The sequence below is a fragment of the Zunongwangia sp. HGR-M22 genome (genome assembly GCF_027594425.1).
Lineage (GTDB): Bacteria > Bacteroidota > Bacteroidia > Flavobacteriales > Flavobacteriaceae > Zunongwangia.
Window position 1 is genome coordinate 3,640,314 of sequence record NZ_CP115159.1, and the last position, 20,429, is coordinate 3,660,742.

Below are 20,429 nucleotides of genomic sequence, written 5' to 3' on the forward strand. Positions count from 1 at the left end.
CGCTATTTCGGCGAGGTTTTGGTTTTATATTCTATAGCGAATGAAGGTATTAAAATTAAGCTGCTTAGAAACCATCTTTATGGTTGATTTGAGTATTTTTACTTAAAAAAAGAACTTATGAAAAATGAAACTGCACTTATCTTAATCGATATCCAGATTGATTATTTCCCGAACGGAAATATGGAACTTTCTGAACCCGAAAAAGCTAGTTTAAACGCTAAGAAAATACTGGAAAAATTTAGAAAAAAGCATCTCCCCATAATTCATATTCAACATCAATCGCTTGCGCCAGGTTCTACCTTTTTTATACCAGAAACAAAAGGTGTAGAAATTCACAAAAATGTAGCACCACTAACCGGGGAAAAAATAGTGATCAAACATTTTCCAAATAGTTTTAGAGAAACAAATTTGTTACAAACGCTACAGGAAAAAGGCATTAAAAACTTGATCATTTGCGGGATGATGACGCATATGTGCGTAGATGCTACCACCAGGGCCGCCAAAGATTTTGGTTTTGATTGTGTGGTGATTGGTGATGCCTGTGCAACCAGGGATTTAGAAATTAATAGTGAAAAAGTAGAAGCCAGTGAAGTTCATAAATCGTTCTTAGCTGCCTTAAATTATTTTTATTCTGAAGTTACTAATACAGAAGATTTTCTTGAGAGGAATTAAAGTTTAAATAGCAATATCTTTTATTTCCTGGATAGTTGGAGCTATTATTAATTGAATTGACTGAAATAAGCAAAGAAATGGCGACTGCAGAAATAAGCCATCTAATCGAATTTTAATTCGTAGTTTTTTTGCTTTATATAAAAGTTACACAGAAAATTATTCATTCGGTTTAGTAATTATGATTGTGAACATTTTATTGAATTTATATCCTTCATTGTAGCACATAAAACCAAAAACCCGTGAACAAAACCATAATTTTATTTTTACTATTGACAATCGGATTTACGTCCTGTAAAAACACGGAAAAGAAAATTGACAGAGTTAAAATTGCTAAACAATATTTTAAGGTTCTTGACAATTCAGATTATTCAAAAATATCAGACTGGTTTGCGGATAGTTTAACTATGATTGAAGGAGAATATAAACACACTTATTCCAAAAGCGATTATTTAGAATTTTTAAAATGGGATTCTGTTTTTGATCCTAACTATGAGATACTTAAAATCGAACAAAAAAACGAAATTGTAAAAGCAAAAATTTCAAAGATTGATAAAAGAATTTCATTTCTTCACAAAGAGCCATTTATAACAAATCAGACTATAAAATTCCAAAATGAAAAAATAATTACTGTACAAACAGAATACGTGGATTTTAATGAAGCGACTTGGGAAAGAAACAAAAACGGACTTTTAAGCTGGATTAACGAACACCATCCTGAATTAAATGAATTCATATATGACCAAACGAAAGCTGGAGGAATTAAATTCTTAAAAGCGATAGAACTATATAAAAGTGAAAAATAACGTGCTACAATAACTAAGTATTCGGCCCGCCGATAGGCCAGGGCTGAATATTTTGTTGACGGATCCGTTTCCTCCTTTATGGGGAATACCTTTTTACCCTGTATTATTCTGGAATTTTATTGGGGCAGATGAGCCACAATTTTTGTTGAGTTTTTTAGGCTCCAACATTTTTCTAGTTACTTAAATCTAGTTACGTATCGATTAGCCTCCTTTTCCGGTCCCTTTTTGAATAAATCCTTGGCTTTAGGACATAACTCTCCCGCCCCGCATGGTGCAGGCCAGTTTTTAAAAGCTATTAATGGATAAAAGTAGTTTTCTCCATTTATCTGGCGGTCCACGCTTATCGAAAGTTAGAGCGGTGACTAGTTTTCCCTTTTTGCAACTTGGACATTTGCCCAAGAGCAATGGAGGCTTTTTTTCGACAGGTTTTACTGGCACCCCTGCAAGGATATTTTGTAGGGCCGGTAGTTTATGCTTTTTCCAACTGCTGCTTAGGATGCCGTAATGCCTTATCCTTGTAAAACCTTTGGGCAGTACGTGCAGTGCAAATCGGCGCACGAACTCACGGGTATCCAGTATTAGTTGTCCTTTTTGGCCCGCTTTCCTGTAGTCCTTAATCTGGAAGGTTACCCTCCTTTGGGAGTTGTTTATTTGTTTTATCCGGTGATTGCTTATTGCGATCTTATGGGTGTAACGGCCCAGATATTCTACTACATATTTTGGGGTGTGGAATTGCTGCTTTGCATAGACTACCCAGTTTTTAGCAAAGAGCTTATCATAGATTTCCTGTGGTATGGCTATCTTTTGCTCTCGAAGCAGTGCACTATATTTTGCGCGGAATACCTTCCCCATGGATTTCACGTTGAACAGGTATTTTCCCTTGTTCCTTGCAGGTTCCATTTGCCTGACCTCTTTACCGCACCTCCAGGAACAATACAATGCAAGTGCGGGTGCAGGCTCAGGTTTTGGCCCCAGGTGTGCAGTATGGCTATCATGCCCATTTGCCCGCCCAGGTGCTTGGGGTTCTCCCCGAACTGTCTAAGGGTGGACCAGGCCGCTTTGAACAAGCTCCCATAAATTATTTTGGGATGGGATAAAGCAAACGCATTCAGTTCCGAAGGGAGTGTGAAGACTACATGAAAATAAGGAACATTGAGCAGTTCACTTTCCCGTGCCTGTATCCAATGTTCGCGTTTATGGCCTTGACAGGTAGGGCAATGCCGGTTCCTGCAACTGTTGTAACTGATGTGGAGTTTATCACAGCAATCGCACTTATCGATATGTCCGCCCATAGCAGGGGTGCGGCATTTACGGATGGCATGAAGGGTACGCCTGTGCCAGCTCGTAAATGCCCGTGAGGAGATATAATCCTGCTCCATCTCCAGCACATCGGCCACCTTAAGGTGACTGCGCATTATTGAAAAAGGGTATCCAGGGGGCTAAACTTGCGTGAACTCCCAGTGTTGGCAACGTGTAAATATACCAGCGTTGTCTCGATAAAGGCATGTCCTAAAAGTTCTTTCAGGCTCATAATATTGAGTCCTGCCTCCAGCAAGTGCGTGGCGTAAGTGTGACGCAGGCAATGGGCGGTAATAGTCTTGTGGGTATTTACTTTACTTCGGTTCTCTTTGATGACCCATTGTATTGCGGTGGGGGTTATGGGCCGGGGGGCGCCATCATCGGTTACCTGGCTGTTGAAGAGGAAGGTTTTTGGAGATTCCGTTGCAATGTATTTTTTAAGTCCACGTGCCAAGTGCTTGCTAAGTGGCACATAACGGTCTACTTTGCCCTTCTGCTTTTTTACAAAAACAGTCTGTCGGTCAAAGTCTACATCGCAGAGCCGTAGGGCACAGAGTTCATAGCTCCTTAGTCCACACCCATACAGCATCCCCAGGATCAATCGGTGTTTGAGATATTTGGGTGCTTTGAGCAAGGTACGTACTTCAGCTTTGCTAAGCACTACAGGGAGTTGGTTCTGTCGCTTTATTTGGGGAAGCTTGACCTGCTTATCATTCAAGCCCAGGATCTTGTAGATGGCCCGCAGGCCGAAAATAGTGTGCTTGAAAAAACTTTCGGATGGGGTTTTGTGCAGGTTTTGGCAATGAAAAAGATAATCATTGATCATTTCAGTAGAGAGGGTCTCCGGGCTTTGCTTGTAGTGCAGGCCCAGGTGAGCCAGGCATCGCTTGTAGTTGTTCAGGGTACTTGCGGCTTTCTCATTGATCGAAAAGCTCTTACCAAGTTGTAAGCATAGGTTTTCAAAGCCAGGAACTTCTGCGATAGCGGTCTCTACTATCGTTTTACTTTTTTTTATACATAACGGTAAATTTTAGTTTATCTTAAATATAAAAATTGTTGTATTTTGGCTTAGTAAGCTTCCGACCGGTAGGGAGGATTCGTTCAACACCGTTTATAGCTCATTTCTGCTGAATTCCTAATCGAAAATTATTGCAATTTGTTATCTTTCGATAACGGCACATTAGCCTACGAACACAGCCACTCGAAATGGCTAGCATGGGTGACAAACCGAAATTTAACGTTTATACATAGCCGGTATCCAACCATTAAAGATATTTCTTAAGCTATATTGCTCGATTTCCCACTTACCTAATTGATGAGACCACTCCACTCGATTTTCTGCTGATGCTCCTGCTCCTCTACTTTCATATTCTGCATAATATGCAGTCTTTTCCTTTTCAGGAAACATGGAATCTCCTGGCCAGGAATGCCATCCTTCTTCTAAAATTTGAGCTCCCATTTCTGTATTTATAAATACCGTCTTAGCATAAGGCCGCCATGGTCTTCCTAAAAATACTTTAGTAACATCCTTATCTGCAATAAGTTTACACTTATAAAACACAAAACCAAACTCCTGATTTCTAGAGGTTGCTGCTGCCGTGATATAGGAATCTGTAAGACTTTTAATGGTACAGTCTTGAAATACAGCTATGGCCTGGCCAAAAATAAAATCTGTAGTACCCTGAATAAAGCACTGCTCATAATATTGCCTGGATCCTTCTTTAGCCGCGTATAAAGTATCTTGACACCCTAAAATCTTACAATTTACGGCTACAAATCGATCACCTTCCACGTGCAAAGCGACAGCCTGACCTTCATTACAAGAAGTATTTTGTATCGTCAAATTTTCCAAATGCACATCTGTTCCTTGCACTAATAAGGTATGTGAAGAAAAAGTACCATGTTCTTTTTTAGTAAGTTCATCAATTTTACCAGTATGATCGTTATATGATATAATAGTTTTCTCGCGATCGCTTCCCTTTAATGTAAGCTTAGTTATATGTGAAGGAATAACAATCTTTTCTTTATAAACCCCTGCAGCAATTTCTATAAGTACTTCTCCTGGACCAAATACTCGAACAGAATTAATGGCATCCTGAATACTGCTAAAGTCTGCCTGATCATTTTTAGCTACCTTAATTGTACGATACGGCGGAGTATATGGTTCTTTTAAAAATTTATCCAGAAAATCGAGTGTATATCTTAGTGTAGGTTTAAACCAAGGATTAACCAGCCAAAAAGCATGAGGAGTATCTTTTAAAGTATGAACTTCACTATAAATGTTGTACTGATCCAGTAAATCAATATAGCTGTCACGCCCTCCATGGAACCGGGGTTGTGCACTATTTACAAAAAGTGTAGGAGGAGTTTTGCTATTCACGTATTCTATAGGAGATGCCTCTTTCCATATCTCGGGTTTTTCCTCATAGGTACCTCCTAACCAGGTATTCAAAAGGGGACCTTTTTCTACTTCTGGATGCACAAATGTTGTGACTCCATCTATATTTACGATAGCCTGCACTGCAGAACTGAATTCTTGATCCTCCTCATCATAAATTTCAGAATCTGGAGTTACGCCCACTTGCATCGCTAATTGTGCCCCTGCAGATCCACCTAATGTAGCTATACGATTAACATCCAGATTTAACTTTTTTGCATTTTTTCGCATCCAGCGTAGAGCATCTTTAAGATCTAAAACCGCAGCAGGATAAATGGCCTCTCCACCAAGCCTATAGCTTGGTGTTACTGCAACATAGCCATTAGCCGCAAGCGCCTGCGCTAATACACCCAAATTTTCTTTTTCTCCTGAAAACCATCCTCCACCGTGAATAAGAAGGATCCCAGGTAGTTTTTCATTATTTTTTTGTTCTGGAATATATGCGTCAAGCTTTAAATCTGAAGTTTCCGTTTTCTTATATCGTATATCTTTTAATTGCTTAACGGCCAGTGAAGAATCGAGCTGAACAGGGCTAAGAAAGTCATAATGGCTAGACAAATTTTGAAAGTTCGTAGCGATTGTATAAGGTCTTATATTCATTTTTTCTTTCTGAGCGAATGAAGTTTGCACGAAGCAAAGAAGAAATATTAATGTTCTAAAGCATTGCATATTAATCTGATGTTTGGTGGTTGAAAGAGTTGCTTTCTGTAAGTAAAATAGTTTTTTATAGTGGTTATTTTGTCTTTTCAGTAATTATAATTTTTTATTATTCTAGGCTTGTCGACCCAATACCTGGCAATGATGACCTGCCAGGTACTGATCAACAAAATGTATCCTAAATCGCCCAATTTGGATTATTTTTTTTCCAATTAAATTTAATAACCTGGATTTTGAGTAAGGTTTGGGTTGGCGGTAATTTGTTCCTGAGGAATAGGATAAATACCCCTATATTCTTCTGTCTGTGTAGTCTTAAAAGCCCAGGTGTCATTAAAATAGCTTTCAAATCTAATCATATCCCTTCTACGATGTCCTTCCCAGATAAATTCCCTAGCGCGCTCTTCCTCTATTATTTCTAAGCTTAAGGCGTTTAATGAAGTTGCATTACTTCTATTTCTAACTTCATTTACCAAATTTAAAGCTTCCGCAGCACTATTATCTAACCTAAATAGGGCTTCTGCCTTTGTTAATAAGATATCCGCATAACGGGTTAATACATAATCGTTATCCGCATTAAAGCCTGAAAAACTAGCACCTACAGGTGTATACTTCAACACTTTGTATCCTTCATTATCTTCCGCACTTACTAAATCTTGTACCGGTATTAAAACAAGTTGCTCTCCATTGTCCATTAATAATGGTTCTCCATTAAGATAAGTTTGCGGTCCATATTCTAAAAGCTCTTTACGGACATCGTCGTCCTCATAACGATCTAAAGCTTCTTGATAGGTGCTATATCCATTTGCCGGAACAAACGGCAAATTATATTTTAATTGATCTAAGGCATTTTGTGCATATAAAATAAATTGATTATTGCCAGCATTACTTATAGGATCATTTGTGAAAGCACTAATAAGTTCAGGCGAATTTGTTTGAGAGTTAGAAGCAAAATTATCAATCACTTCGCCAGAAAGATTATAACCACCAGAATTAATAACTTTATCACACATTTCAACCGCCTTTTGCCATTGTGGTGTACCAGTATAAACTTCTGCATTTAAATACATCATGGCTAAAAGGGAATATATCGACTCTTTCGTAAATCTAGGATAATAGTCAGATCGATTAACTTCATTTACAGATGGCATATCCTCCAAAGCAGCTAGTAATTCGTTTTCAATAAAACTAAAAATTTCTGATCGGGAGGTGGTTTGTGGCAAATCGTTAGGATCAATTCTTGCCACAGTCACTAGGGGTACATTTCCCCAAAAATCCATAGCATAAAAATAACCATAAGCTCTTAATGCTTTTGCCTCAGCAATGATTGCAGTTAAATTCTCGCTATTTGGTGATTGTTCCAAACTTTCTATAACGGCGTTAGCTGTTCCTATTTCCTGAAAGATATTTTTCCAGGCTCTACCTGTAGTTGCATTTGCAGGATCCACCTGGTGCTTAATAATATCGATATTGCTTTGATCGAACCATCCACCGCTAGCACGACCAGGGACAATAAACTCATCGGTTCCAAACTCTGCGATTCTCCATGGATCCCCAATACTTTGTAAATAAGAAAGTTGCTGATAAATTCCTACAACAGAAGCAAGAGCTTCCTCTTCAGTATTGTAAAAATTATCTGGCGATAAGCTCCCAAAAGTTTCTTCATCCAAATCAGTACAACTTACAGCAAGCAAGGCAACGCTCAATATAATGGCTATTTTATATATGTAAAACTTCATAATATGTATAAATTAAAAGGTTAGGTTTAGTCCTAAAGTAACAGTTGTTGCTTTAGGATAGGCGAGATAATCAATACCCAGCGGAGCTATTCCGGCTCCAGAAACTTCTGAATTCACTTCAGGATCCAAACCTGAATAACCAGTAATTACAAACAGGTTTTGTCCCGTGAGATAGAGCCTAGCATTCGAAAAGAATAGATTTTCAGAATTTAAATTATAACCTAATGTAATATTGTCTAATCTTACAAAAGATGCATCCTCAATCCATCTAGAGGAGTATTGTTTAGGCTGATCTCTGGTTACCCCACTTTCTACAGCTTCTTTAAACACATTCCTTCCTGGCAAATTGCTTAAATACGCTAAATTGTTAGCCGTTAAGTTGTATACATCATTCCCCACAGAGCCTCTTAAGTTAAACGATAGATCGAAAGCTTTATAGTTAAAGTTGTTAGAGAACCCGAAAGTAAAATCAGGTTGTGCAGAACCAATAATCTTTGGCTCAGGATCAAATTGCTCTACCCCATCTTCTATTCCTAAAAATTCTCGGCCATAAAAAGTACCTACTTCAAATCCTGGTCGTATTAACTGGGCGTAGGTACCACTTGTTAATCCCTGGCCTCTTAAAGGTCCAACTTGTATATCATCGCCCTGATATTGTGCATTGGATAAGCTAAGTACTTCGTTTTTATTATGACTGAAAATTAAATTTGTTCGCCATTGGAAATTCTCTTTTTCGATGGCATATGCTCCTAATGAGAATTCAATACCGCGATTACGCACACTTCCAACATTGGCCAGCTGTGTATTTACCGCAGTAGGTGTAGGAACTGGAATTCGCAATAAAAGATCTTTTGTTTCTTTATTATAATAATCTGCAGTACCATAGATTTTACCTTTTAAAAGGCTAAAATCGATACCAACGTTGAATTGTGCCGTTTGCTCCCATTTTAAATCGGGGTTAGCATACTGCTGCGGCAAAACCACAGTGATTCTTTGTCCGCCCACAATATAACCTGTGGTACTGGCACCCAATGTTGTTATAGAATTCAAATTCCCTATTTCTTGATTCCCGGTTACTCCGTAACTTGTTCTCAATTTTAAGTCATTGATTGTATTAGATTTAAAGAAGTCTTCATCTAATATCCTCCAAGCTACAGAGCCTGAAGGGAAAACACCCCATTTATTTCCACTTCCAAAACGACTGGAACCATCTCTACGAACAGTAGCTGTAAGCAAATATTTACCTTGATAATCGTAATTAAGACGTGCGTACATGGAAATCAAAGTATTACTTTGTTTAAATGAAGATACGGTACGTACATTACTGGCTGCTTGTAAGCCATACCATTTAAATTCATCGGACAAGAAACCATTAGCATCATTTCTTAAGCCTTCATCTACGAAATATTGGTACGAATATCCTGCTAATGCGTTGATGTTATGATCTCCATATTTCTCCTCGAACTTTAAGGTAGTTTCAAGTAACTTATTAAAACTTTTTAATTTTTGTACATTGGCATATCCTCCTAACCCCTGCCCTAATGGGTTTTCCTTACTTAGGTAAGAATTACGATCAATAGTTTGATTGGTATATCCTAAATTTACATTGATACTAAGTGGATCTATGATCTTATAATCTGTAGTGAAATTTCCTAAAAATCTGTTATTAGTACGTTCATCAATAACCTGCTCTGAGAAAGATAATGGATTCACTCTATAGGGTAAGATATGATTAAAATTTCCATTTTCATCGTATACAGAATATGTAGGATTAAAAACATAAGCCTCGTAATTGATACTGGAACCAGCTTCACTCCCTACAGTATTAGAAACCGGAGCAGCATTTGAAACTGTTTGCCCGTAGTTTAACCTTAAATCAAAAGATAATTTTTTATCCAACATTTTTTGGCCAATATTAATACGCGCAGTTCCTCGATTTAAATTGGAACCTAATACCACACCTTCTTGATCGCTATAGCTCAGAGATGCTCTGTAATTTGTATTCTCTGAGCCTCCACTTAAGGAAAGGTAATAATCTTGCACCTCAGCTGTTCGATATATTTCATCTTGCCAGTTGGTAGACTCACCACCCTCATTTAATGGTAAATCAAGATCATTTACTACTTTTCGATATTCATCTGCAGAAAGGACTTCAATCGTATTAGAAACTACCGAAACACCATGAGACACATCCAGAGAAACATTTATTTTTCCTGCAGTTCCATTTTTAGTGGTTATTACAATCACCCCATTGGCACCTCTAGAGCCGTAGATAGCTGTTGCAGATGCATCTTTCAAAACACTAATAGATTCTATATCACTGGGATTTAAGGTCATTAATGGATTAACCGGTTCTTGATCAAAAAAATCGGTTCCACTACTACTTATGTTTGCTTGACCTGTACCAGAGGATGTAGAAATTGGCACACCATCTATAACATATAAGGGTTCATTTGAACCAGTTAAAGAAGTCCCTCCACGAATTAAAACGGTATTGGATCCTCCAGGCTTGCCACTATTTTGCGCAATATTAACACCAGGCATTTTACCTTGAAGAAGTTGTTGCGGACTTTGCTGCACGCCTTTATTAAAGTTTTTGGCAGAAACAGAAGTTACAGCACCGGTAATATCTTTTTCATTTTGTGTACCATATCCAACTACAACGATTTCGTCTAAAGCCGCAGCATTTTCAGTAAGCGTGACATTAAGTATATTCTCATTACCTACCTCTTTTGAAACCGTGTTCATTCCCACAAAGGAAAAGGTCAAAACATCTCCTGGTTTCGCTTCAATAGAATATTTCCCATCAAAATCTGTAGTGGTTCCAATTGAAGTGCCCTTAATTAGCACATTTACGCCAGGTAAAGGAGTTCCATTAGTATCCTTAACCAGACCTTCTATCATATTTTGATCCTCAGAAAAAGTAGTGGTATCCTCCGCTTTTTCTTTGAATATGATATTATTATTTTCAGTGATTGCATAAGTTAGCCCACTTGATTTCAAACCAAGAGTAAGCATTTCTGTTACTTTAATATCGCCTTGATAAAGTTGAACTTTTGGTTTATTTTTAAATAATTGTTTTGGATAAATAAATCTGTAGTTTGTCTGACTCTTAATGATATCGAAGATTTGATCTACACTAAACTTTTGATCTTTATCGATGTGAACTTTCTGCTAAGAAAATGTTTCATTCGGGCTAAAAGCAAGAATTGTCGAGCAAAAGAAAATTAAAAAGGTTTTCATAATTAAAATTGAACATCGCTTAATTATATAAGCTTTGTTTTTTATAGTTTTGTTTTTCATACAAAATAGATTAGTTAAACACCATGTTTGATTAATTTAGGTGAGGGACGAAGTTCGATACCGCTAAATGTCAAAACTTCGTTCCCTCTTTTTTTAATTTATTATAATTATTTCTTGATTCATTTGATATGAATTGATAATCCCAGAACTTTTTATACTTTCAAGTATTTCCTCAATATCTTGATCTTTACTTAAAACTCCTACAAATTCTTCTTCTCCAAGTTGGTGATTTTTCAAATCAAATTCTACATCATACCATCTAGACAGTACTTTGAGAATATCTTTCAACTTTTTATCTTCAAAACTAAAAATCCCATTCTTCCAGGATATTTCATTAAATACATTCACCTGTTGCTTTTTATATTCTGCTCTTTCTTTATTGTATATGATCTGATCATTTGGCTTTAAAGCATATTTTTTATCTCGTGATTTTAAAATAATACTTCCTTCTACTAATGTGGTGTAGGTATTAGTTTCTTCCTTATAACTTTTTAAATTGAATTGTGTTCCAAGTACCTGAATAATGCGCTCTTCATTGCGCACTTCAAACAAACTTCCATCATGCAAATTACTTGGCGAAACTTCAAAATAAGCTTCACCATAGAGTAGATGGACAATGCGCGATTTACCTTTAATAAAAGACTCTGGATACTTCAGTTTAGAATCAGAATTAAGCCAGACTTTTGTGCCATCAGATAGTTTTAATTCAAATTGCGCTCCACGAGGTACAGTTAAATAATTAAATACAACTTTATCACTATCCTCATTTTTATCATAAATAAGCTGCTTCCCATCACTCTTAACTCCGTTATTTTGATAGGTATCTCCATTTTTCAATATAACCTCTGCACCATCCTCCAAAGTTAGAATGGCCCCAGGAATCTCATCAGAAACATCTACTATATTTGATGTTACATTCTGTTGATTCAGATTATTCTTTTCAAATTTTAAATAGAAAGCACTGCCAAATATAATGACCGCAACTGCGGCTAGAGCATATAAAGAAATCCTCATGTTTTTCTTTCGCCTTTTTGCCTTTTGATGATGTTTTATTTGCTCATTTAATATTTGATGAATCTTAGTATCATTAAAATGATTTAAGCTATTATCAATTGCAAAATTCACCCTTAATAATTGTTTAAACACTTTGGTATTATCTGAATATTTTAACCATACCTCAAGTTTATCCAGTTCTTGAGCTGTTGCTTCTCTACAAATAAATTTTACGACTATGGATTCTATTGATGTGCTCATGGAGTTATAGCTTATTATTAATACGACCGAATTTTTACATACCCTACCTTTTTAAATCAAAATTTTATAAATTAGATAATTATTAAAGCATATTTTCATCAATACGTTATGACGAAAACCTTTTCAGATAATATATACTTAATAAATTCCTTAAAAACCGGAAACGAAGATGCTTACAAATATCTTTTAAAGATCTACCATCATAAACTAAGCGTTTATGCTTACAACCTAATAGCAGATAAGGATCTTGCTGAAGATATCGTTCAAAATGTTTTTATAAAAATCTGGAAGAATAAAGACAACCTAAAAACTACACTTTCAATCAAAAATTTGCTTTATAAATCTGTGTATAATGAATTTATAGATCAGTATAGAAAAAATAAAAAAACGATATATTTAGAAAAGAAATATATCGATACCCTATCTAGTATTGTTGAAGAAGAATCTGAACAGTCACTTGAGCAACTTATAGCCATCGTAAGAAGCGAAATACATAAATTACCGCCAAAATGTAAAGAAACATTTTTACTGAGTAAAAAGGATGGGCTTACCAATACCGAAATTGCTGATTATTTAAACATCTCCATAAAATCTGTAGAGAAACATATTACAAGAGCCTTTAGCACCCTAAGATTAAAAGTTGGAGACACGAACTCGCATATTTTTCTGTTTCTACATAAATTGATTTAATTTTTCAGAAAACTTAATCTCATATATTCAACTCAAATAGCTTTTATTTTTAATTGTATTTATAACTCTACGCTGAAAAATATACGAATCAAGGCTTTTATTGCATAAACTGAATAACTTAGATAATCGGCTAACCTAAGTCCCCCCCCTCAACTACCTCCAATTTTTAAGTAAAATAAATTTCAGTCATAATAGCACACAAAAAGAAGTAAAATTAAAGCATAAAAAAAGCCTTTCATTTCTGAAAGGCTTTTTGCAATCTTGCGGTCTGGACGAGACTCGAACTCGCGACCTCCTGCGTGACAGGCAGGCATTCTAACCAACTGAACTACCAGACCGTTGCGTTATTGCGAGTGCAAATATACAGCTGTTTTTCACTTCCACAAACTTTTTTTTGAATTTTTTTGATATTTTTTTTAGCTCGTTATGCAAGCTTTTGTCTTTCAACAAAATAAGATTGTAAAATTTTATTGAAATTTTTATTGATATCTACCGGAACGTAACTTATCCGGTATTTCGCGCATTCCAATTTTAGATTTTCAAAGTAGTTTTTAATCGCTTTTTTATAATTTTCCTGAATATTTTCTGAGTATAAATCTATCTCATCTCCCGTTTCTACATCAAAAAATAGCTTCGGCGCATTTTCAAAATCAAATCCAAGCTCTTTTTTATTATCTAAAACATGAAACAAGACTACTTCGTGCTTATTATATTTAAGATGCCTTAAAGATTCAAAGAGTTCGGCTTCCTCTTTATCGCTTTGAAACATATCAGTAAACAGAAATACCAAAGATCTTCTTTTTAGTTTTTCTGCAATTTGGTGCAAATAGGTATAGGTTTCTGTTCCGCGTTTAGACCCGCCAGAATTTACCGCGTTTTCTAAATGATTCAGCAATAAATGATGATGGCGTTCTCCTGCTTTTTCTGGCGCATAAAATTCAAACTTATCACTATACACACTTAAACCCACCGCATCACGCTGTCGCTTTAGCATATTCATAATACACGCTGATGCTAGAGCCGAGAAACCAATTTTATTTAGTTTTGAGAGACTTTGTTTCTTTAAAGAAGGATAATGCATCGAAGCAGAATTATCGATGATAAGGTGACAGCGCAAATTGGTTTCTTCTTCGTAGCGCTTGGTGTACAATTTATCAGTCTTCGCATAAAGCTTCCAATCGATATGCTTGGTACTTTCTCCCTGATTGTAAATTTTATGCTCTGCAAATTCTGCAGAGAAGCCGTGAAACGGACTCTTATGCATCCCCGAAATATAACCTTCGACAATTTGCCGTGCCAATATTTCAAGATTTAAAAATCCTTCAGTTTGATGTACCTGTTGTTGTAATTTCAAAGTAAAAATATTTGTTGCAGGAATATACGAAAACGAGTTGACAGTTTACAAAATACAATTACCAATAAGCAATGAAGAATGAACGTTGAACAGAAAAGTTTTCATTGAAAAGCAATTCAGATTTCAGCATTTTATAATAATTATCTGGTCTCTTTTCAATATTCTATGTTAGAACTACTGAATTCAAAAAAGATCGCTCCACAAGATCGAGATGACGATAGCGCTCAAGGTGAAAGTGTTATGTCGAGAACTCTGTTTTCAGTATACAGTTTACAGCTATTCAATTTTTCTGCATTTAGAATTCAAATTCATGGTTCTCTACTCTATTTTCTAACTTCTCAATACTAGCTACGTCAAATCAAGAAACAAAAAAACCCGGCAAAAGCCGGGCTCAATATTATTCAAAAATCGCTATGGATTATAAAAGCTCGTTTAAAGCACTTGCATAAGTATCTTTTGGAGCAACACCAACCTGGCGACCTACAACTTCTCCGTTTTGGAAAATAAGCACTGTTGGGATATTTCTAACTCCGTATTTTGCAGCAAATTCCTGGTTAGCATCAACATCTAGTTTTCCAACAACTGCTTTCCCTTCATACTCGCCGCTAAGCTCTTCGATTACCGGTCCTACCATTCTACAAGGTCCACACCATGCTGCCCAAAAATCAACCATTACTGGTTTATCGCTTTTTAATACTGTTTCTTCAAAATTTGCGTCGGTTATTTCAATAGCCATAATCTTTATTTTTCTAGTAAATTATCAATACGTAAAAGTAGTCAAATATTTTCGGAAACCTTACAAATCAAATATCAGATTTCGTTATAAGCTGATTGTCAATAATTATACGGCGGGCTCCTTCCTTCAGATTTCATCTTCAGGAAGGACCGGGCTTTACGCGCTACACGGTAGCTTGCTTCAATCCCTGCCCGAAAGTAAAAAACCTCAGCTTTAGTTCAATTTATAAACCACATGCTCAGCTTCCAAACTTTCTAATAATTCAGGACAGATCTTTACTTTTTGGCGCTTACTAGGCATATGTAATTTCAGCTGCTCTTTCATTTCATACACCACAAAATTCAGTTTATGATCACCGCGGTAACTTCTAAAAATCTCTTTTAAAATATCGATTTTCTCTTCCTTCAAATCATTTATATCTAACTGAATGGTAAGTTTCTTCGCGTATGAATCCATGATATCATGCAATAGTTGAAAGCTATTAAACTGAATTCTAGGCTCTCCTTTTTTGCCGGTATCTTTGTTGGTCCACCCCTCTTTTATAAAGGCTTTTATATGCACAAAAGAGTTTGGAACCAGAAAATGTCGGTTTTTAAGATATTCTTCGCCAAACATTCTGAACTCGTAAGATTCAGTATAATCTTCAACGGTAAACATTGCCCAACCTTTTCCCATTTTTGAGGTTCTGTGTTGAACATCGCTAATCACTCCGCCAAAAGAAATTTCACGATTTACTATTTTTTCAAGTTCTCTAAAATCTGATAAACTTCCATTACAGAAATACTGAATCTCTTTCTTAAAATCATCCAATGGATGCCCAGAAATATAAATTCCCACCACTTCTTTTTCACGGCGTAACTTTTCCATCGTTCCCCACTCTTCACATGGTGGTACACTTGGCTCTGGAATCTGCACTTCACTGGCTTCGCCAAATAAACTTACCTGAGACGAATTTTCATTTTCCTGAAATTTAGCAGCAAATTTCACCACTTTCTCCAAAAAGCTCATTCCGTCTCCTTCATCGTGAAAATACTGTGCGCGATGCGTTTCTTTAAAACAATCAAATCCGCCCGCCAAAGCCAGATTTTCAAAAGCTTTTTTATTGGCTGCTCGCAAATCGATTCGTTTTGCCATATCGAAAATAGATCGATAATGCCCAGCTTCGCTTTTACGATTTTCCACGATAGTGGCTACTGCGCCGGCTCCAACTCCTTTAATAGCTCCCATTCCAAACCGGACAGCGTAATCTTTGTTTACAGAGAATTTATAGTAAGATTCGTTTACATCGGGACCAAGTACGTTAAGTTTCATTCGCTTACATTCTTCCATAAAGAAGGTAACTTGCTTGATATCGTTCATGTTATTAGACAATACCGCAGCCATATATTCGGCAGGATAATGCGCCTTTAAATATGCCGTTTGGTAAGCAATCCATGCATAACAGGTAGAGTGCGACTTGTTAAACGCATAAGAAGCAAAAGCTTCCCAGTCTTTCCATATTTTCTCTAAAACTTCTCGAGGATGGCCTTTCTCTTCTCCACCGTCTAGAAATTTTGGCTTCAGTTTTTCCAGTAAGGCAAATATCTTTTTACCCATTGCTTTACGTAGCATATCGGCTTCACCTTTAGAAAAGCCGGCTAACTTTTGCGAAAGCAACATTACCTGCTCTTGGTAGACCGTAATACCATAGGTTTCTTGCAAATATTCTTCCATATCTGGAAGGTCATAACTTATCTCTTCGTCCCCGTGTTTTCTGGCAATAAAGCTTGGAATATATTCCATTGGCCCGGGGCGATACAAGGCGTTCATTGCAATTAGATCGTCAAAAACCGTTGGTTTTAACGCCTGCATGTGTTTCTGCATTCCTGGAGATTCATACTGGAATATTCCTACTGTTTCTCCACGTTGGAAGAGTTTATAAGTTTCTTCATCATCCAAAGGAAATTCATCGGGAACTAAATCGATCCCATGTCTTCCTTTTACAATTTTGATGGTATCCTTAATTAGGGTTAACGTTTTTAACCCCAAGAAGTCCATTTTTAGTAGACCCGCATCTTCTACAACCGAGTTATCGAACTGCGTTACATATAAATCGGAATCCTTAGCCAACGAAACCGGAACGTGATCGGTAATATCACTAGGGGTAATAATTACCCCACAGGCATGGATCCCGGTATTTCTAACCGACCCTTCTAAAACTCGCGCCTGATTTACCGTTTGCGCTTCAAGATCATCTCCTTCAGAAATATTTAGCAGCTCGTTAATACTGTCTATTTCTTCGCTTCGGAATTTCGATTTTATCGTCTTTTCATCCATTGCGAAAAGCTTCCCTAGTTTGGTATTAGGGATCAATTTCGCTATTCTATCGGCATCACTTAAAGGTAAATCTAAAACCCGAGCAGTATCCCTAATCGATGACTTTGCAGCCATGGTTCCGTAGGTAATAATTTGCGCTACCTGATTGGCACCATATTTCCCGATTACATAATCCATAACCCGGCTACGACCTTCATCATCAAAGTCGATATCAATATCGGGCATACTCACACGATCTGGATTTAAGAAACGCTCAAAAAGCAGATCGTACTTAATAGGGTCGATATTCGTAATTCCTAAACAATAGGCTACCGCACTACCGGCTGCAGAACCCCTTCCCGGTCCCACCGAAACATCAAGATTCCTGGCTTCACGAATAAAATCTTCAACAATTAAGAAATAACCCGGATATCCTGTTTTTTCGATTACCGATAACTCAAAATCTAACCTTTCTTTAATATCCGGAGTGATTTCGCTGTAACGCCCTTCAGCTCCCTTAAAGGTAATATGCTTTAAATAGGCATTTTCGCCTCGCTTACCACCATCTATTTTATCCTCTTCAACCAAAAATTCTTCAGGTATGGTAAAAGCAGGAAGTAATACGTCGCGTGCCAGCTCAAAAGGCTCTATTTTATCTACAATCTCCTTAATATTCGATATTGCTTCAGGCAAATCTTTAAAGAGATTTTTCATCTCTTCAGCAGTCTTAAAATAATACTCCTGGTTTGGCAATCCGTAACGATAGCCGCGGCCACGACCAATTGGCGTTGCCTGCTTTTCACCGTCTTTTACACATAATAAAATATCGTGCGCATTGGCGTCATCTTTTCTCCAATAATAGGTGTTATTGGTCGCAATTAATTTTATATCATGTTTCTTAGAAAACTCAACCAGAACTTGATTTACACGATTTTCATCTTCCTGATTGTGGCGCATCATCTCTATATAAAGATCATCACCAAATTCTTCTTTCCACCAAAGCAAAGCTTCTTCGGCCTGCTTTTCACCAACATTTAGAATTTTACTCGGCACTTCCCCATAAAGGTTACCGGTAAGCACGATTACATCTTCTTTATATTTTTTTACAACCTCTTTATCGATTCGAGGTACATAATAGAAGCCATCGGTATATGCCTTCGAAGACATTTTAGCCAAATTGTGATAGCCCTTTTTATTTTTGGCCAACATCACTACTTGGTAACCGTTATCTTTTCTTGATTTATCGGTGTGATTTTCACAAACAAAAAACTCACAACCAATAATCGCCTTTATTTCATTGGCTTCCACGGCCTCACCATTAGCAATGGCTTCTTCGTTTTTCGCCTTTACACTTTTATTATAATTCCCAACTTCTTTTACAAAATGAAATGCTCCCATCATATTTGCATGATCGGTAAGCGCTACTGCCGGCATATTTTGCTCGCCAGCGGCATTTACAAGATCGGGAATACTTATGGTTGACTGTAATACAGAGAATTGCGAATGGTTATGAAGATGTGCAAAAGGTACCTCGTCTAATTTTTCTAGATTCTCCTCGATTTCTTCCGTAGTAATCTCATCGGTTGGCTGCAGTTTCTCCAACCTTTTCCTAATCGCTTCGGAAGCTTTCTTAAGATTTATGTGCTTTAAACCAATTGGCTGAAATGGCTCTGGATTGGCTTCTATATAATCTTCAAAATAACCGGGAGCAGCATTTAATTCTTCCGCAGAATAGGTTCTTTTTCTCACCAATTCCAGGAAACAACGTGTTGTAGCCTCAACATCGGCAGTTGCGTTGTGTGCTTCTCCAAATGGCTCATCAAAAAGATATTCGTGCAACTCGGTAAGCGTTGGTAGTTTGAATTTACCACCACGTCCACCGGGAATTCTACACATCTCGGCCGTAGTTTCTGTACAGGTATCTAAAACCGGAAGTTCGAGTAATTGGCTATCCATACCAGCGCGATGCAACTCGGCTCCCATAATATTAACATCAAAACCAAGATTTTGTCCAACGATAAATTTAGTCCTTCCCAAAGCTTCGTTGAATTTCTCCAACATGTCCTTTAAAGAAATACCTTCTTCTTTGGCCAAATCTGTTGAAATTCCATGAACGCGCTCGGCATCATAAGGAATATCAAAACCTTCTGGGCGCACTAGATAATCCTGATGCTCCAAAAGATTACCCATCTCATCATGTAACTGCCAAGCGATCTGTATACATCTTGGCCAGTTATCAGAATCGGTTAAAGGCGCATCCCAACGCTTTGGTAATCCGGTGGTTTCGGTATCAAAAATTAAATACATTGGCTCTTAATTATTTACACCCTGTATGAAGAAAAAGGGCAATTCAGCAACATCTTATCTTGCAAAACTAAGCATAATTTCAGTTGAGAAAAAGTGTGTTTTTCAACAATTATTAACCAATAAAAAAGCCTCACGGTAATTGAAGCAAAACTTCTTTTCCGTGAGGCTCGATACGAACATTAAAACTACTACTACTTCAATCAAACATCTATTCGCCTCAAAATTTTATTTTTTTTCTTCTAGTCAAGTTTATATTCAAGAGATTTCACCTCATTTAAAGAAGCTACTATAGAATTTTTTTGTTTCAGAAGAATATTTTGAGTAGATGCTGGCACGTTAGTATCATCTAAGATCTTTTGGTATTCCTCAACAGCTACCTTTTCACCTCTTATAGCTTCCTCTAAAACTGCTTCTTCTTTGTTTCCAGAGAATGCTGTTTTTAAGTTCATCCAAGTACGGTGAGCATCACCTGCTAAACTAGAACCTTTATCTGGCACTTCACCATAATTTCTAATTTCAGACTTTAATTCATGTCCAAAATCGTAGCGTTCTTGTGCTCTTTCAGTGAAAAAAGATTTTAGCTTATCATTTTTAACATTTTCAGCTGCAAATTTATATCCTTTCTCTGCGTCATAGTTTTTTTCTAACAGCTCATTTAATTTTTCTGATACTTCTTCTGAATATTTCATAATCTTTTTTTTATTGTTTCGCTGAGTAAATCTACAACTCAAATACGGCCGCAACAACCTATTTAACAGGGTTTAGCACTAATTAACTGCTTTTAACAAGAGTGCGGTATTTCTTCAATTTTTATTGTCTTTTATTTAGTATTGATATGAGTTCATTATCGTTCTAGAAGAGCTACAATATTTTTTTGCCAAGGTCT

13 protein-coding genes, 1 tRNA gene and 1 pseudogene are annotated in these 20,429 nt (G+C 36.8%); 4 read left to right on the forward strand and 11 right to left on the reverse strand.

The genetic code is table 11. The annotated features are described in order from the left end of the window. Positions 1–117 precede the first annotated feature (117 nt). On the forward strand, positions 118–672 hold the full coding sequence (locus PBT91_RS15775; RefSeq protein ID WP_270059420.1) for a cysteine hydrolase family protein: 555 nt from the start codon (positions 118–120) through the stop codon (positions 670–672). 239 nt (positions 673–911) lie between these two features. Further along, entirely contained in the window at positions 912–1,475 is a 564-nt protein-coding gene (locus PBT91_RS15780; protein ID WP_270059421.1) for a hypothetical protein, read from the forward strand. A gap of 285 nt (positions 1,476–1,760) precedes the next feature. Here PBT91_RS15780 and PBT91_RS15785 read toward each other — a convergent pair. Together PBT91_RS15785 and PBT91_RS15790 are read right to left on the reverse strand one after the other, a co-directional pair. Next, positions 1,761–2,890, reverse strand: a pseudogene (locus PBT91_RS15785) (IS91 family transposase). Next, complete coding sequence (locus PBT91_RS15790) at positions 2,890–3,435, reverse strand: tyrosine-type recombinase/integrase (RefSeq protein WP_270061448.1); 546 nt, start codon at positions 3,433–3,435, stop codon at positions 2,890–2,892. The pseudogene PBT91_RS15785 and the gene PBT91_RS15790 overlap by 1 nt, the downstream one beginning before the upstream one ends. Before the next feature lie 27 nt (positions 3,436–3,462). Between PBT91_RS15790 and PBT91_RS15795 the strand changes: the two genes are divergently transcribed. Next, a complete protein-coding gene (locus PBT91_RS15795; protein WP_270061490.1) occupies positions 3,463–3,723 on the forward strand; it encodes a hypothetical protein in 261 nt (86 codons plus the stop codon). A gap of 285 nt (positions 3,724–4,008) precedes the next feature. Here the strand turns inward: PBT91_RS15795 and PBT91_RS15800 are convergent, their stop codons facing one another. From PBT91_RS15800 to PBT91_RS15815, 4 genes are all read right to left on the reverse strand, one after another. Then, on the reverse strand, positions 4,009–5,811 hold the full coding sequence (locus PBT91_RS15800) for a pectinesterase family protein (protein ID WP_270059422.1): 1,803 nt from the start codon (positions 5,809–5,811) through the stop codon (positions 4,009–4,011). A gap of 275 nt (positions 5,812–6,086) precedes the next feature. Then, complete coding sequence (locus PBT91_RS15805) at positions 6,087–7,604, reverse strand: RagB/SusD family nutrient uptake outer membrane protein (RefSeq protein ID WP_270059423.1); 1,518 nt, start codon at positions 7,602–7,604, stop codon at positions 6,087–6,089. A 12-nt stretch (positions 7,605–7,616) separates the two neighbouring features. Beyond that, positions 7,617–10,622 carry a SusC/RagA family TonB-linked outer membrane protein gene (locus PBT91_RS15810; protein ID WP_270059424.1) on the reverse strand — a complete coding sequence of 1,002 codons (3,006 nt, stop codon included), beginning with the start codon at positions 10,620–10,622 and terminating at the stop codon, positions 7,617–7,619. Positions 10,623–11,000: 378 nt separating this feature from the next. Next, positions 11,001–12,161, reverse strand: a complete 1,161-nt coding sequence (locus PBT91_RS15815) for a FecR family protein (protein ID WP_270059425.1) — start codon at positions 12,159–12,161, stop codon at positions 11,001–11,003. 108 nt (positions 12,162–12,269) lie between these two features. On the opposite strand from PBT91_RS15815, the gene PBT91_RS15820 reads away from it, so the two are divergent. Continuing rightward, positions 12,270–12,851 carry an RNA polymerase sigma factor gene (locus tag PBT91_RS15820; protein WP_270059426.1) on the forward strand — a complete coding sequence of 194 codons (582 nt, stop codon included), beginning with the start codon at positions 12,270–12,272 and terminating at the stop codon, positions 12,849–12,851. 264 nt (positions 12,852–13,115) lie between these two features. Here the strand turns inward: PBT91_RS15820 and PBT91_RS15825 are convergent. The 5 genes from PBT91_RS15825 to PBT91_RS15845 form a co-directional block, all read right to left on the reverse strand. Beyond that, positions 13,116–13,189: transfer RNA gene (locus PBT91_RS15825), tRNA-Asp, on the reverse strand. Positions 13,190–13,275: 86 nt separating this feature from the next. Beyond that, a complete protein-coding gene (locus PBT91_RS15830; protein WP_270059427.1) occupies positions 13,276–14,205 on the reverse strand; it encodes a DUF58 domain-containing protein in 930 nt (309 codons plus the stop codon). Between the two features lie 418 nt (positions 14,206–14,623). Next, the gene (trxA, locus tag PBT91_RS15835) at positions 14,624–14,941 is read right to left on the reverse strand and encodes a thioredoxin (protein ID WP_270059428.1); all 318 of its coding nucleotides are present in this window, start codon (positions 14,939–14,941) and stop codon (positions 14,624–14,626) included. A gap of 213 nt (positions 14,942–15,154) precedes the next feature. After that, the gene (gene dnaE / locus PBT91_RS15840; protein ID WP_270059429.1) at positions 15,155–19,543 is read right to left on the reverse strand and encodes a DNA polymerase III subunit alpha; all 4,389 of its coding nucleotides are present in this window, start codon (positions 19,541–19,543) and stop codon (positions 15,155–15,157) included. 239 nt (positions 19,544–19,782) lie between these two features. Next, positions 19,783–20,232 (reverse strand): ferritin-like domain-containing protein, encoded by a 450-nt coding sequence (locus PBT91_RS15845; protein WP_270059430.1) that lies wholly within the window; start codon positions 20,230–20,232, stop codon positions 19,783–19,785. Positions 20,233–20,429: the final 197 nt, after the last annotated feature.

Coding starts and splice junctions, on each gene's coding strand:
- PBT91_RS15820 (WP_270059426.1), top strand. CDS start 12,270: ATGACGAAAACCTTTTCAGATAATATATACTTAATAAATTCCTTAAAA.
- PBT91_RS15800 (WP_270059422.1), bottom strand. CDS start 5,811: ATGAATATAAGACCTTATACAATCGCTACGAACTTTCAAAATTTGTCT.
- trxA (WP_270059428.1), bottom strand. CDS start 14,941: ATGGCTATTGAAATAACCGACGCAAATTTTGAAGAAACAGTATTAAAA.
- PBT91_RS15845 (WP_270059430.1), bottom strand. CDS start 20,232: ATGAAATATTCAGAAGAAGTATCAGAAAAATTAAATGAGCTGTTAGAA.
- PBT91_RS15810 (WP_270059424.1), bottom strand. CDS start 10,622: ATGCTTACTCTTGGTTTGAAATCAAGTGGGCTAACTTATGCAATCACT.
- dnaE (WP_270059429.1), bottom strand. CDS start 19,543: ATGTATTTAATTTTTGATACCGAAACCACCGGATTACCAAAGCGTTGG.
- PBT91_RS15815 (WP_270059425.1), bottom strand. CDS start 12,161: ATGAGCACATCAATAGAATCCATAGTCGTAAAATTTATTTGTAGAGAA.
- PBT91_RS15775 (WP_270059420.1), top strand. CDS start 118: ATGAAAAATGAAACTGCACTTATCTTAATCGATATCCAGATTGATTAT.
- PBT91_RS15805 (WP_270059423.1), bottom strand. CDS start 7,604: ATGAAGTTTTACATATATAAAATAGCCATTATATTGAGCGTTGCCTTG.